The sequence below is a fragment of the Methylobacterium amylolyticum genome (assembly GCF_030700245.1).
In the GTDB taxonomy this organism is placed as follows: domain Bacteria; phylum Pseudomonadota; class Alphaproteobacteria; order Rhizobiales; family Beijerinckiaceae; genus Methylobacterium.
Genome location: NZ_JAUYZI010000003.1, coordinates 93,419 through 108,370 on the forward strand (window position 1 = coordinate 93,419; position 14,952 = coordinate 108,370).

General features: G+C 74.4%; 9 protein-coding genes. 7 read left to right on the forward strand and 2 right to left on the reverse strand.

The annotated features are described in order from the left end of the window. The first annotated feature begins 17 nt into the window (after positions 1–17). Together Q8W71_RS03555 and Q8W71_RS03560 are read left to right on the forward strand one after the other, a co-directional pair. Positions 18–959, forward strand: a complete 942-nt coding sequence (locus Q8W71_RS03555) for a sugar kinase (RefSeq protein ID WP_305523948.1) — start codon at positions 18–20, stop codon at positions 957–959. Positions 960–1,039: 80 nt separating this feature from the next. Further along, a complete protein-coding gene (locus Q8W71_RS03560; protein WP_305523949.1) occupies positions 1,040–1,717 on the forward strand; it encodes a PepSY domain-containing protein in 678 nt (225 codons plus the stop codon). Between the two features lie 24 nt (positions 1,718–1,741). Here the strand turns inward: Q8W71_RS03560 and Q8W71_RS03565 are convergent, their stop codons facing one another. Both Q8W71_RS03565 and Q8W71_RS03570 read right to left on the reverse strand, forming a co-directional pair. After that, positions 1,742–3,268 (reverse strand): glycosyltransferase family 2 protein, encoded by a 1,527-nt coding sequence (locus Q8W71_RS03565; RefSeq protein ID WP_305523950.1) that lies wholly within the window; start codon positions 3,266–3,268, stop codon positions 1,742–1,744. Further along, positions 3,265–6,411, reverse strand: coding sequence for a rhamnan synthesis F family protein (locus Q8W71_RS03570; protein WP_305523951.1), 3,147 nt, complete (start codon positions 6,409–6,411; stop codon positions 3,265–3,267). Before Q8W71_RS03570 ends, Q8W71_RS03565 begins: the two co-directional genes overlap by 4 nt. 275 nt (positions 6,412–6,686) lie before the next feature. Between Q8W71_RS03570 and Q8W71_RS03575 the strand changes: the two genes are divergently transcribed. From Q8W71_RS03575 to Q8W71_RS03595, 5 genes are all read left to right on the forward strand, one after another. Then, the gene (locus tag Q8W71_RS03575; RefSeq protein WP_305523952.1) at positions 6,687–7,691 is read left to right on the forward strand and encodes an AAA family ATPase; all 1,005 of its coding nucleotides are present in this window, start codon (positions 6,687–6,689) and stop codon (positions 7,689–7,691) included. 103 nt (positions 7,692–7,794) lie between these two features. Beyond that, positions 7,795–8,706, forward strand: coding sequence for a DUF58 domain-containing protein (locus Q8W71_RS03580; protein WP_305523953.1), 912 nt, complete (start codon positions 7,795–7,797; stop codon positions 8,704–8,706). A 6-nt stretch (positions 8,707–8,712) separates the two neighbouring features. Further along, entirely contained in the window at positions 8,713–11,544 is a 2,832-nt protein-coding gene (locus Q8W71_RS03585; RefSeq protein ID WP_305523954.1) for a DUF4159 domain-containing protein, read from the forward strand. A 274-nt stretch (positions 11,545–11,818) separates the two neighbouring features. Then, positions 11,819–13,903, forward strand: coding sequence for a hypothetical protein (locus Q8W71_RS03590; protein WP_305523955.1), 2,085 nt, complete (start codon positions 11,819–11,821; stop codon positions 13,901–13,903). 218 nt (positions 13,904–14,121) lie between these two features. Continuing rightward, the gene (locus tag Q8W71_RS03595) at positions 14,122–14,754 is read left to right on the forward strand and encodes a PAS domain-containing protein (protein ID WP_305523956.1); all 633 of its coding nucleotides are present in this window, start codon (positions 14,122–14,124) and stop codon (positions 14,752–14,754) included. Positions 14,755–14,952 lie beyond the last annotated feature (198 nt).

Here is a 14,952-nt window from a genome sequence, read left to right on the forward strand (position 1 = left end):
GTTCAGGGAGGACGCGGATGGCGGCGGATCGGTCCGGACAGGGCGGGCGCGTGGCCTGCCTCGGGGAGTGCATGCTGGAACTGCGCACCCGGCCCGACGGGCTGCTGTCGCGGGCCTTCGGCGGCGACACCCTGAACACCGCGGTCTACCTCGCCCGCCTCGGCGTTCCGGTCGACTACGTCACCGCGCTCGGCGACGACGATTTCAGCGCCGAGATGCTCGCCGCCTGGGCGGAGGAGGGGGTCGGCACGGCCCAGGTCCAGCGCGTGCCGGGTCGGCTGCCGGGGCTGTACATCATCGAGACCGACCCGGCGGGCGAGCGGCGCTTCCTGTACTGGCGGGACGCGGCGCCGGTGCGCCAGCTCTTCGACGGACCCGGGGCGGAGGCCGCCGCCGCGGCGCTGGCGGGAGCGGGGCTCGTCTACCTCTCCGGCATCACCCTCTCGCTGTTCCGCGGCGAGAGCCGGGCGCGGCTGTTCTCGGCGCTGGAGGGCGCGCGGGCGGGCGGCACCCGGATCGTGTTCGACACCAATTTCCGCCCGCGCGGCTGGCCGGACCTCGCCGAGGCCCGCGCCGCCTACGCGCGGACCATCGCCCTCAGCCACACCGTGCTCGCGGGCTGCGAGGACTACGCCCTGCTCGACGGCGACGGCGCTCCCGAAGACATCCTGGCGCGGCTCGCGGCGGCCGGCGTCGCCGAGGCGGTGGTCAAGCTCGCCGAGCCCGGCTGCATCGTCGCCGCCGACGGCACGACCGAGACCGTCCCGGTGCCGGCCGCCGTGGTGCCGGTCGATACGACGGCGGCGGGCGACAGCTTCGCGGCGGCCTACCTCGCGGCGCGGCGCGCCGGGGCGCCTCCCGCCGAGGCCGCGCGCGCCGGCCACCGCCTCGCCGGCGCGGTGATCCGCCACCCGGGCGCGATCATTCCCCGGGCGGCGATGCCGCCGATCACGGAATGATGTGGACGGGCACGCAACCCTCGACGGGGTGCCGCTGTTTCCGGGGTCCAGAAACACGCCCGAAACAGGGATACCCCGCCATGATCACCCGTCTCACCGCCGCCGCCGGCTGGCTGGCGCTCTCGACCGGCCTCGCGCTGGCCCAGTCCGCCTCGCCGGGCACCGCCGCCCCGACCACGGGCACCGCGCCGCCCGCCACCGCCCCGTCCACGACCGCCCCCGCCACCCCCGCGCCTTCCACCACCGCGCCCGCCACCCCCGCGCCGGCTCCCGGCGCGCAGGCGACGAAGGCCACCGACGACATGAAGGAGTGGCAGGTCGCCAAGCTCGCCAAGGTGAACCTCGCCCAGGCGCTGACCACCGCCGAGTCGCAGGGCGAGGAGAAGGGCGGCCGGGCGATCGACGCCGACTTCGAGAAGGCCGACGGCAAGGACCCGGCCCATTACTCCATCAAGGTCGTCTACCCGAGCGGCAAGCTGGTCGAGTACGGCATCAACGCCGACACCGGCGCCGTCTACAAGACCGAGAACCAGCCGATCGAGCGCTACTTCACCTTCCTCAAGCCCGCGAACTTCAACGAGGCGAAGACCTCGCTGAAGGACGCGCTGATGATCGCCGAGCAGAAGGCCGGCGGCGGCAAGGCCTACGAGGCCGAGGTGTCGAAGGACGGCAAGGCGGTCCAGTACGAGATCAAGGTGGCCGGCGCCGACAAGGAGCAGACCGTCAAGATCGGGCCGGACGGCAAGGTCATGGACTGACGCGCCGCCGGTCCCGGTCGCCGCTCACCCGGCGGCCGGGGTCGGGGGAGCGGTGATCCAGCGGGTCGCGTCGCCCCGCGGCGCGACCACGTCGGTGTCGGTCCGCAACTGCGGGCTGAAGGCGGGGTCCTCCCGCAGCACGTCCCCCCAGCGCCGCAGGAAGCGCGCTACCTGCGCCCCCGGCGCGACGTTGGCCTGCCGCGAGGCGCTCTCGTGGTGGGTCATCTCGGCGAACGGCGTGTAGACGATGCGGTAGCCGAGCATCCGCAGCTTGAAGCACAGGTCGACGTCGTTGAAGTCGAGGGAGAACGTCTCGTCGAAGCCGTTCACCGCGTCGAGGACGGCGCGGCGGGTGGCGAACAGCGCCCCCGTCACCGCCGAGCAGTCCCGCTGCGCCAGCGCCCAGTCGCCGTAGGTCGGCTCGGCCGCGTCGCGGTTGTACCAGGGGTGGGCCACCACGTCGAAGATGCCGCCGGTCATGCCCGCGTGCTGGATCTTGCCGGTGGGGAACAGCAGCCGGCCGCCGACCCCGCCGACGCCGCGGTCGAGGGCGAAGGTCAGGAGCGCCTCGATCCAGCCGGGACGGCGCACGACGAGGTCGTCGTTCATCAGGATCACGAGGTCGGTCTCGGCCGCCCGCCACAGGCGGTTCATCTTGGCCGCGTAGTTGAACGGCTCGCCCGGCGGCCGCGCGGTCAGGATCCGGCGGACCGCGAACCGGTCGGAGCGGCCGCGGTAGATCGCGTCGTCCTCGCGGTCGTCGCCGACCAGCACGGTGACGCGGTCGAGCGGGTAGGTGCTGCGGCCGAGACTGTCGAGGAAGTTGAGCACGTGCGGCCGGCCCGCGTTCGGGCCGTCCTTCGGCGCGCTCTGGGCGGTCGGCACCACCAGCGTCACCGGCGGCGGGTCGGCGAGGGCGCGGCGGATCTCCAGGGTGTCCGGCGTCAGGCCGGCCCGGGCCTCCAGCGGCGCGCCCGCGGCCTTGAACCACGCGCCGAGGGCGCGGGCGCGGGCCTCGCGCGGCGCCTTCGGGCGCTTCCCCGCCGAGGCGATCAGCGTGTGCGGGATGCGGTCGATCCCGACGCCGGCCGAGAGCGCGTCGAGGCAGAACCGGAACCACGCGGCGCCGGCGTTCCGGCGCGGGAAGTCCGGCCGGGCGCCGGTCAGGGCCGAGGCGCGCACGACCAGGGGGAAGCCGACGTAGTCGTCGGCCATCATCAGCGCGCGGTTGAGGGCCGGCTTGCAGTGGACGCCCCGCACCCCGCCCTCGCGGTCGAGCACCGCGTCGTCGCCGTAGAAGATCCCGATGTCGGGCCGCCCGGCCATCGCCGCGGCGATGAGGGCGAGCAGGTCCGGGTGGAGGTCCGCCGCGGCGGGGGCGACGAACAGCGCCTGCCCGGGAGCGAGATGGGCGAGCCGCGCCGGGTCGAGGGGCCGGAACTCCGCGTCGAGCGGCAGCGGCACGAGCGCCTCGGGCCAGGGGATCGCGCCCCACGCGGTGGAGGGGGCGGGGACGGGCTGTCCCGCGGCGAGAGTCTTGAGGGCTTTCATGCGTGCTTGATCCGGAGCAGGCGGCCGAGGCTCGCCTCCATCGCCGCGGCAACCGCCTCCGTCGACAGCCGCTCGCGGATCCGGGCGCGGGCGGCCGCGCCGATCCGGGCCGCGTCCCCGCCGGTCACCGCCCGGGCGGCGTCGGCGAGCGCCCGGGCGAGGTCGTCCTCGTCCACCTGCCCCCACTCGGCGCCGCGCAGGTAGGGCCCCCAGGTCTGCTCCAGGGCCGTCACCTCGGCCCGGACCGGGAAGCCGCAGGTCGCGTCGAGGAAGTCGCGGCTGCCGCCGTAATCGGTGGCGACCACGACCTTGCCCATCTCCATCGCCTCGGCGATCGTCAGCCCGAAGCCCTCCGAGGAGTGCGAGGAGGCGTAGACGTCGCACAGCTCGAACAGGGCCGAGAGCTCGTTCTGGGAGAGCGGCTGGTCGATCACCCGCACGTCGCCCGAGGTCCCGACGAGGTCGAGCAGGCGCTGACCCTCCTCGGGCAGGTCGAAGACGTGCTTGGTCTTGAGCACGAGCTGCCAGCCGGCCTTGGCGAGGCCGGCGGCGCGGAACGCCCGGATCAGCGCGTGCGGGTTCTTGCGGGCGAGGTAGCTCGACCCGTCGAAGGCGTAGAGGATCACCCGCTTGGACGGGTCGACCCGGAACGCGTCCCGCAGGCGCGCCTTGGCGGCGGCGCTGGCCGGCTCGCCCGCCTCGGTCTCGACGACGTAGGGCACCACGTCGACCGGGATGTCGGTGATCTGGCGGAAGATCTGCGCGCAGAACTCGGTCGGCGCCCAGATCGCGTCGAGGCGGTCGACGGTGGGCAGCCAGCCGGCGGGCACGTAGGAGGTCTCCCACACGAACAGCCCGACCCGCAGCCGCGCCCGGGCGGCGAGGTCGAGATGCGCCTCGCTCATCAGCGCGTGCCAACTGTCGCCGTTGAACTGCACCAGCGCCACGTCCGCCGGCCCGGAGAACGTGCGCGCCTGCCAGTCCGGCGCGACCCGGGCGTGGACGTGGAACGGCCGCTGCATCGGGTGGACGTTGACGCTCCAGGGGGTGCGGTGCAGCGCCCGCACGTAGCTGCGCGCGGCGACGCCGAGGCCGTTGGCGAAGTTCATGGGTGCGATGAACGCGACGCGCGCCGCGCGCGTCGCGGCCACCGGGCGTTCGAGGTCGGCGCGAACGCTCGCGCCCGGGTAGACGTAGGTCGGCTCCAGGCGGTCGAGGTCGAAGCCGCGCTCCTCGATCGCCGCGCGCACCGCGGCGCCGCCGAGCGCCACGTGCTCGCCGAGCAGCGAGCGCTTCACGAAGGGGAAGCCCTGGCCGAGCAGGTTCTCCCAGTCGAACAGCGTGCGGTTGTTGCGCGGGTCGTTGCGCAGGGTCATGTGCTTGTTCTGCGTCGAGAACAGGCTCCGGGTGTTGAGCCCGGCCGCGCGCATCCGGCCGGTGAAGGTCAGCTCGTACTCGGTGATGATGGCGTTCTTGTCGGGCCAGCTCGTGATCGACTGGATGTAGGTGTTGAACGCGTAGGAGGACAGGCAGCGCTTCTTCAGGGCGAGGAAGAAGCTCTGGAGGTGCGGCGTGTAGTAGAAGTTGTCGGCCAGTCCGACCACGTCCTCGGAGCAGGCGTCGATCCGGGCGAGCAGCCCCGCGAAGTCGTCGCGGTCGAGGGGGCCGACGAGGCTGTCGTTGACGAGGTACAGGGTGCCGGCGTCGAGCAGGCTCTCGTCCTCCAGCAGGATATGCGCCCAGGCGTTGAAGTCGAAGCCGCGGTTCTCGCGGACATAGACGGAGGCGCACAGGTCGATGAGCGTCTGCGGCACCGCGGTCTTGCGCTGGTCGGCCGCCGCGATGAGGACGAGGTCGACCCCGTTCTCGGAAAACGCCCGCAGGTAGGGCTCGACATGACCGCGGATGCGGCCTTCGGGGGCGTGGGTGATGAACAGCGCGACCCGGCCCTGCCGACGGGGCGCCCGCTTCAGGCAGGTCAGCGGCGCGGCGGCCGGCTCGGTCGAGTCGCGCTCGGTGCCCGGGACGCGCCGGCTCCGGCACCCCTCGGTGAGGCCGAGGGTGACGTAGTGGACGAGCGGGTTGAGCCCGAGCGCCGCGACCCGCGGGTGGCGGCCGAGATACCAGGGCGCGTCGAAGCGCGGCGACGGGCTGGTGGTGCGGCCGCCGTCGGCGAGGAAGTGGGCGAGCGCGTTCTCCTCCGAGTCCGCGGCGAGATAGGTCTTGGCGTACCAGCGGGTGTCGAACCACGGCCCCGGATCGTGCCCGGCGGCGGCGCCGTGCTCTAGGAAATGCACCAGCGGGTTGAGGCTCTCGGCCAGGATCTCGGGGGCCTGGGCGGCGTACCAGTCGGGGTCGAACAGCGGGTGGGGCGCGTGGCGGCGGTGCCCGCCGGCCATCACGTAGTGCTCCAGCGGCTCCAGGCCGCTGCTCTCGGCCTCGGGGCAGCGCTGGCGGTAGAACGCCGGGTCGAAGATCCCGGAGGCGCGGATCAGGTCCACGTGCCGGGACAGGCCGGCGAATTCCTCGGCGTTGCGCAGGTAGCCCTGCTGCCGGCCGGAGATGAAGTAGTGGGCGAGCGCGTTGACCGGCTCGCGCCGGGCGTCGGGGTAGCGGCCGCGATACCACGCCGTGTCGAAGGCCGACGACGGGTCGGTCTCGCCGCTCTCCAGGAAGTGGAACAGCGCCCGCGCCCGCTCGGAGCGCCCGCCGAGGTAGCGCTCGGCGTACCAGTCGGGATCGAACAGCGGGTTCGGCGCTTGCCCCGCGGCGGCACCGTGCTCGACGTAGTGCAGCAGCGGGTTGATGCCCTCGGCCCGGAGCGTCGGGTTGGCGGCGAGGTAGAGGTCGCCGTGGAACAGCGGGTGCGGCCAGCGTCCCTCGCGGCCGCCGTGGACGGCGTAGTGCGTGGCCGGGTCGAGCCCCTCGGCGACCACGTCCGGGTAGCGCCGCCCGTACCACGCCGCGTCGAACAGGCCCGACTCCCGCACCATCCGGGCGAGGTCGGCGTGGCGGGGCGCGCCCGCGCCGCGGCGCGGCCGCCCGATCCGGCCGATCAGCGGCAGGGTCACGGCCTGCGCGGCGGCCGCAACCAGGGGCCCGGTTCCCGACGACCAGGCGACGAACGCATCTCGAAGGCTCATGGCATGTCCGGCAGGCGCGGGCTGTCCGCGGCGCGTCCTCTGGTCCTTGCGCGGGGATCCGGGCCGGAGGAAGGCGCGGCGAAGCGTCCCGGTCCGAGGGGTGGCCCTTCCTACCGGCGCCGGCGGCGGGAGCCAAGGCCCGGCGGCCCGGCGACGCTCTCCCGGCGGCGGGGCGTGCGGCGATGCCGACCTTGCCAGCCCGCCCGAAACCGGCCCACACTCGCGCCTTTCCTTCGGCCTTTCCCGAGCCCGCGGGTACGGAGACGGACAGCTTCATGACGCAAGCGGCGAGCCCGGCCACCAGCCTCGACGACGGCATCGTCGCCACCGCCGAGAGCTGCCTCGCGGCGGTGGGACAGGCCCGCGAGGCGATCCACGGGGTGATCTTCGGCCAGGAGCGCGTCGTTGACCTCGCCCTCGTCACGGTCCTCTCGGGCGGCCACGGCCTCCTCGTCGGCCTGCCCGGACTCGCCAAGACCAAGCTCGTGGAGACGCTCGGCACGGTGCTCGGGCTCGACGCCCGGCGCGTGCAGTTCACCCCCGACCTGATGCCCTCCGACATCCTCGGCACCGAAATCCTGGAGGAGGATGCCGAACGCCGCCGCGCCTTCCGCTTCGTGCAGGGGCCGGTGTTCACGCAGCTCCTGATGGCCGACGAGATCAACCGCGCGAGCCCCCGCACGCAGTCGGCCCTGCTCCAGGCGATGCAGGAGGGCCACGTCTCGGTGGCGGGCGAGCGCCACGACCTGCCGCGGCCGTTCCACGTGCTGGCCACCCAGAACCCGATCGAGCAGGAGGGCACCTACCCGCTGCCCGAGGCGCAGCTCGACCGCTTCCTCCTGGAGATCGACGTCGGCTATCCCGACCGGGCGGCCGAGCGGCGGATCCTCGTGGAGACCACCGGCGTCGAGGAGGCGCGGGCGCGGCCGGTGATGACCACCGAGCAGTTGCTCACCGCCCAGCGCCTCGTGCGGCGCCTGCCGGTGGGCGAGGCGGTGGTCGAGGCGATCCTCGACCTCGTGCGCGCCGCTCGGCCCGACGGCGGTGACGGGATCGTGAAGGGCAAGCTGCTCTGGGGGCCCGGCCCCCGCGCCAGCCAGGCGCTGACGCTCGCCGCCCGCGCCCGCGCGCTGATCGAGGGCCGCGTCGCCCCCTCGGTTGCCGACGTGAAGGCGCTGGCCGAGCCGGTGCTGAAGCACCGCATGGCGCTGAGCTACACCGCCCGGGCGGACGGCGAGACGATCGAGGGCCTGATCGCCCGCCTCGCGGAGAAGCTCTGATCCAACAGCATTTTCGAGTCAGGTGGATGCCGGCTAACGTGAAGAAAATGCGTGGCCCTGAGCCATACGCAGCGCGGACCGGTACGCGGGGGCTGCGCTGCGTATGATCGCGACCCGCGCCCTCGACGCCGCACGGCGGATCCCCGGGCGAGGGGAGAGCGAGGCCGCCGCGGCCTTATCGGAAAAAATGCCGCGGCTGGTGCTGGAGGCGCGGCGGGTGTCGAGCCTGCTCGCCCACGGCCTGCACGGGCGCCGCCGCGCCGGCCCCGGCGAGAGCTTCTGGCAGTTCCGCCCCTTCGTCACCGGCGAGGCGGCCGCCCGGGTCGACTGGCGCCGCTCCGCCCGGGACGACCGGCTCTACGTGCGCGAGCGCGAGTGGGAGGCCGCCCACAACATCTGGCTGTGGATCGACCGCTCCGCCTCGATGGGGTTCTCTTCGGACCTCGCGTCGGCGCCGAAGGTCGAGCGCGCCCTGGTGCTGGGTCTCGCGCTCGCCGACGCCTTCGTCGAGGGCGGCGAGCGGGTCGGCCTGCTCGGGCTGACCCGGGCGACCGCCTCCCGCGGCATCGTCGAGCGGATCGCGCGGGCGCTGGTCGCGGACGCGGCCGGCCTCACCCGGGACCTGCCGCCCCGGGCGCACCCGGCCCGGTTCGACGAGGTGGTGCTGATCGGCGACTTCCTGTCCCCCCCGGCCGCCGTCGCGGCCTCGGTCCAGGATCTCGCCGGCCGCGGCAGCCGCGGCCACCTCCTGATGATCGTCGATCCGATCGAGGAGACCTTCCCGTTCTCGGGGCAGGCGGTGCTGCACGACCTCGAAGGCACCCTCGCCCTCGACATCGGCGACGCCGACGCCTGGGGCGCGCGCTACCGGGCGCGGATCGCGGAGCACCGCGCGGCCTTGCAGGACATCGCCCGCGGACAGGGCTGGACGCTGACGCTGCACCGGACGGACCGGCCGGCGAGCGAGGCGGCCCTGCGGCTCGCGACCCTCGTCGCCGCCCGCGGGCAGGGATAGGCCGCCATGCTCGGCCTCACCTTCGCCGCGCCGCTCGCGCTCGCCGCCCTGATCGGCCTGCCGGCCCTGTGGTTCCTGCTGCGGGTGACGCCGCCGCGCCCGCGGCGGATCGACTTCCCGCCGCTCAAGCTCGTCGCCGACCTGATCCCGCAGCGGCAGACGCCGGCGCGCACGCCCCCCTGGCTCCTGATCCTGCGGCTGCTGATCGCCGCCGCGCTGATCCTCGCGGTGGCGGGGCCGGTGTGGAACCCCGGCGGCGTCGGTGCGGGCGGCGGGCGCAAGGCGCTCCTCGTCCTCCTCGACAACGGCTTCGCGGCCGCCCACGACTGGCGCGACCGGCTGCGGGTGGCGACCGATGCGGTCGAGGGCGCGGCCCGCGACGGCCGGCCGGTGGCCCTCGTCGGCCTCGCCGAGCCCGCCGCCGCCTTCGACGCGAAGACGCCCGCCGCGGCCCTGGAGCGGCTGCGGGCGCTCGCGCCCCGCCCCTATCTGCCGACCCGGGACGCACACCTCCAGGCGATCGGCGCCTTCCTGGAGAAGAACCTCGGCGCCGGAATCGTCTGGATCTCCGACGGGGTGGCGGGGGCGGGCGACGAGCGCTTCGCCAAGGGTCTCTCCGACCTCGCGGGCGAGGCCGGGGCCGCGCTGACGGTGCTCAAGGCCGACCGGCCCCCGGCCCTGGCGCTGGCGGGCGCCGAGACCGGCGGCCGGCTCACCGCCCGGGTGCTGCGCGCCGCGCCGAACGGCCGCGACGCGGGCGTGATCCGGGCGCTGGACCAGAAGGGCCTGCCGCTCGCCGAGCGCGACTTCGCCTTCAAGCCGGACGCGACCGCGGCCGAATCGACCTTCGAGATGCCGGTGGAGCTGCGCAACAGCATCAGCCGCCTGGAGGTCGCGGGCGAGCGCTCGGCGGGTGCGGTGGTGCTGATGGACGAGCGCGGCAAGCGCCGCCGGGTCGGCCTCGTCTTCGGCGGCACCCTCGATCAGGCGCAGCCGCTGCTGGCGCCGACCTACTACCTGTCGCGGGCCCTGCAACCCTTCGCCGACGTGCAGGAGCCGCGCGGCGCCAAGGGGACGGCCGAGTCGATCAACCAGCTCCTCGACAATCAGGTCTCGGTGCTGGTGCTCGCCGATGTCGGCGCGCTGGACGAGCGGACCACGGCGCGGGTGGAGAAGTTCGTGCAGGACGGCGGCCTGCTCCTGCGCTTCGCCGGCCCGCGGCTCGCCGCCGGGCACGACCCGCTGGTGCCGGTGCGCCTGCGCCGGGGCGGGCGCAACCTCGGGGGCACGCTGTCCTGGGACGCGCCGAAGACGCTCGCGCCCTTCGCCCCCGAGAGCCCGTTCGCCGGCCTCTCCCCGCCCGCCGATATCGGCGTGCGCCGCCAGATCCTCGCCGAGCCCGACGGCGACCTGCCGGGGCGGACCTGGGCCTCCCTCCAGGACGGCACGCCGATCGTCACGGCGCAGAAGCGGGGCGACGGCGAGATCGTGCTGTTCCACGTCACCGCCGACACCACGTGGTCGAACCTGCCGCTGTCCGGGCTGTTCATCGACATGCTGCGGCGGGTGGTGGCGCTGGCCGGCAGCGCCCCGCAAGGGGCCGGTGCGGGGCCGGGCGGGGAGGGCGCGCGCGCACCCGCCGCGGTGCTCGCCCCGCGCCTGACGCTCGACGGGTTCGGGGCGCTCGGCGCGCCGCCGCCCTCGGCCACCGCGGTGCCCGCCGACTACGCCGATCGCGCCGGTCCCGAGCATCCGCCGGGCTTCTACGGGCCGCCCGAGGGCGGCATCAGCGTCAACGCCCTGAAGCCCGACGACCGGTTGGCGGCGCTCGACTTCGCGGCGCTCGCGGGCGCGCGGATCGGCTCGCTCGCCGGCGCCGAGACCCTTGACCTGCGCCCCGGGCTCTTCACCTTGGCGCTGATGCTGCTCGCGCTCGACACGCTGGCCGGCCTGTGGCTCGGCGGCTTCCTGGGACGGCTGTCGCCCGCCCGCCTGCGCGGCCGGCCGGCGGTGCTGGTGCTCGCCGGCCTGCTGCTGGCCGGCGCGCTGCCGACGGGGCCGGCGCGGGCGGAGGAGCCGCCGGCCAACCGCCCGAACGGCATCGAGTCGGCGCTCGTCACCCGCCTCGCCTACGTGATCACCGGCGACGCGGCGGTCGACGAGGCGAGCCGCGCCGGGCTCACCGGCCTGACCCAGATGCTCGCCTCGCGCACCGCCCTGGAGCCCGGCGAGCCGGCCGGGATCGACCCCGCCAAGGACGAGCTGGCCTTCTACCCGCTGATCTACTGGCCGATCGCCCCAAGCCGGCCGCAGCCCTCGGAGACCGCGATCCGCCGGATCGACGCGTTCATGCGCAACGGCGGCACGGTCCTGTTCGACACTCGCGACGCGCTCACCGCCCGACCCGGCGGCCCGCCGACGCCGGAGGGCGCCTACCTGCGCAAGATGCTCGCGACCCTGGAGGTGCCCGAACTGGAGCCCGTGCCCTTCGACCACGTGCTGACCAAGGCATTCTACCTCGTCGACAGCTTCCCCGGCCGCTACAGCACCGGCCAGACCTGGGTCGAGGCGCTGCCGCCGGCCCCAGAGGGGGGCGAGCGCCGCCCGGCGCGGGCCGGCGACGGGGTCAGCCCGATCCTCATCACCGGCAACGACCTCGCCGCCGCCTGGGCGGTGGGCCGGCGCGGCGAGCCCCTGTACCCGATCGTCGGCGGCGACCAGCGCCAGCGCGAGATGGCCTTCCGTGGCGGCGTCAACATCGTGATGTACACGCTCACCGGCAACTACAAGGCTGATCAGGTCCACGTGCCGGCGCTGCTGGAGCGGCTGGGCCAGTGATTTTTTCGAGGGATATGCGAAGCGCCGCCACGCTCCCTCCCCCCTCTGCGGGGGAGGGTACCCTGCGCAGCAGGGGGGGAGAGGGGCGGCGCGACGAGAGCGGGCTCGGTCTCCGGCACGACCTCTCCGGATACGGCGTTTCCCTCTCCCGACCCCTGCTGACGCAGGGGCCACCCTCCCCCACGGATCTCGGGCTTGCCCGAGATCCGCAAGGCAGCCCAAGTCGGGCAAGCCCGACTTGGGTGGGGGGAGGGGTGCGCTGCGGGTCTGATCCATGCTGAGCCTCAGCTTCACCCCCCTGCTGCCCTGGCCGGTGCTGGCCGGGCTCGGCGTGCTGGTGCTGCTGCTCGCCGGGCTGGCGCTCGCGAGCCGCGGCCGCACGGCGCTCCTGCGCGCCCTGGTTCTGGCCCTGGTGCTCGCCGCGCTCGCCAATCCGGCGCTGGTGCGCGAGGATCGCGAGCCGGTGAAGGATGTCGCCGCGATCGTGGTCGACCGCTCCGGCTCGCAGGGGCTCGGCGACCGGCCGCAGATGACGGACCAGGTCCGGGCCGAGTTGCAGCGCCGCTTCGGCGCGCTGACCAACATCGAGCCGCGCTTCATCGACGTGCCCGACGCCCGCGAGGGCGACGACGGCACCAAGCTGTTCACGGCTTTGGGGCAGGCGCTCGCCGACGTTCCGCCGGAGCGGCTGGCGGGCATCGTCATGCTCACCGACGGCGTCGTGCACGACATCCCCGCCGCCATGGCGGCGCTGGGGTTGAAGGCGCCGCTGCACGTCCTCGTCACCGGGCGGCCGGACGAGCGCGACCGCCAGATCAAGCTGCTGGAGGCGCCGCGCTTCGGCATCGTCGGCAAGGACGTGACGGTGCGCGCGGAGGTGATGGAGCGCGGCGGCACCGGCCACGCGGTCGTGACCGTGCGCCGCGACGGCGAGGAGATCGGCCGCCGCGACGTGGCCACCGGCAAGCCGTTCACCCTCACCACCCGGATCGAGCACGGCGGCCCCAACGTCGTCGAGATCGAAGTCGAGCCGCTGCCGGGTGAAATGACGGGCGTGAACAACCGCGCGGTGCTCCCGATTGAGGGCATCCGCGAGAAGCTGCGGGTGCTGCTCGTCTCCGGCGAGCCGCACCAGGGCGAGCGCACGTGGCGCAACCTGCTGAAATCCGACGCCAACGTCGATCTCGTCCACTTCACCATCCTGCGCCCGCCGGAGAAGCAGGACGGCACGCCGATCTCCGAGCTGTCGCTGATCGCCTTCCCGACGCGCGAGCTGTTCGTCCAGAAGATCAAGGACTTCGACCTGATCATCTTCGACCGCTACGCCAACCAGAGCGTGCTGCCGGCGGCCTATTTCGACAACATCGCCCGCTACGTGCGCGAGGGCGGCGCGCTGCTGATCGCCGCCGGTCCCGAATACGCGGGCGCGGCGAGCCTCGCGCGCACGCGGCTCGCCGGCATCCTGCCCGGCGATCCCGACGGGCGGGTGGTCGAGCGGCCCTACAAGGCGACGCCGACGCAGGTCGGGCAGCGCCACCCCGTCACCCGCGCCCTGCCGGGCTCCGACGCGAGCCCGCCCGCCTGGGGCGACTGGCTGCGGATCATCCAGGCGCGGATGCGGCCGGGCGTGCAGCCGATCCTGTCGGGCGCCGAGGGGCTGCCTCTGCTGGCGCTGTCCCGCGAGGACAAGGGCCGGGTCGCCCTGCTGCTCTCCGACCACGCCTGGCTCTGGGCCCGGGGCTACCAGGAGGGCGGGCCCTATCTCGACCTGCTGCGCCGCCTCGCCCACTGGCTGATGAAGGAGCCGGCGCTGGAGGAGGAGGCGCTGCGGGCGCAGACCACGGGCCACGGCCGCGAGGTCCGCGTCGAGCGCCAGACCATGGCGGACACGGCCGAGCCCGTCACCGTCACCGGCCCGACCGGCGCGGTCGAGACCCTGACCCTGAAGCCCGCCGAGCCCGGCCTGTTCACCGCCACGTTCGACGCGAAGGAGCTGGGGCTGCACACCCTGCGCTCGGGCAACCTCGTGGCGTTCGTCAGCGTCGGCCCGGCCAACCCGCGCGAGCTCGCCGACGTGTTCAGCGACACAGAGCGCCTGCGGGCGGTGGCCGAGGGCTCCGGCGGCTCGGTGCGGCGCGTCGCCGAGACCGGCGGCGGCATCCAGGTGCCGCGCCTCCAGTCGGTGCGCAGCGGGCGGCTGGCGGGCGCCGACTGGATCGGCTTCCGCCCGAGCGACAGCGCCAACATCCGCGGCGTCGAGGTCTATCCCCTGGCGCTCGGCCTCGCCGCGCTCGCCGCGCTCGCGGCCGCGGTGCTCGCGATGTGGCTGGTCGAGGGCCGGCGCGGCCGCGCCGCCTGATTTCGCCCCGTCTCGCGCACAAGGTCTGACCGGACGCACCCCAAGTCTTCCGACACGGGCGTTGCCTCGCGGCTGCGATATGCCTATCTCCGGGGTGCGATCACGGTCGAACTCTTGACCTCGTGGCCGCGCCAGCGATTCGGTTGCACGGGAAGTCTGCGCAGGGCGCGGGAGCCTGATCATCGGATCGATGCTCGAAGACGTGGGGTGATCGGTCGGTGCAGCGAGAGGGCGACGACGGCTGCTACGAGCCGTACGAGGACCCGCGCGACCACTTGCGGGCGGCGCTCGATGCCTCCGGCGTGGTCGGCGCCTGGGACTGGGACTGCGTGCGCCACACCGCGCGCTACGATCGGGGCGCCGCCGGGCTGCTCGCCGGGGATCCCGATCTCGCCGGCCAGGACCTGCGCGCCGCCGCCGCGATGGCGTGCATCCACCCGGAGGACATGGGCTGGCTGCGAGCGAAGACCGAGCGCGCCATCGCCGACGGCGGCCTGATCCTCGCCGAGTACCGGATCCTGGTGCGGGGCCGCGGCATCCGCTGGGTGCTCAGCCGTGGACGGGTCTACCAGGACCAGCACGGCCGGCCGGTCCGCTGCAAGGGCATCCTGATCGACATCACCGAGAGCCGCGACGGCAGCCGGGGCTACCTCGCCCAGGCCGCGCCCGGGACGGCGAGCGGGATCGACTTCCTCGGGGAGGACCCGTTGAGCCGCGCGGCGGCGCGCTGCCTGGAGGCCCGCGACGCCCTCGACGCGGCGGACCGCGCGGCGCCGGATCACCTGCGCCTGATCCTCGACATGGCCCTCTACGAGATCGGCCGCCAGCTCGCGCGGCGCGCGCTGATGTGAGGCCGCGGCGACCGGTCCCGCTGCCGCACTCGACGCCCGCCCCCGACCCGTCCTAAGACCGCTGGGCTCGGCGGCCTCCCGGTCCGCCAGGATGGGAGACAGCCTGCCCGTGACGCCGCACGCCGTGACCGGACGCCGCCCGGAGCCCTCTTCGCCGCAACGGTTTCCGGCCCGGCGCGGGAGAGCGCGGCGCGGCGC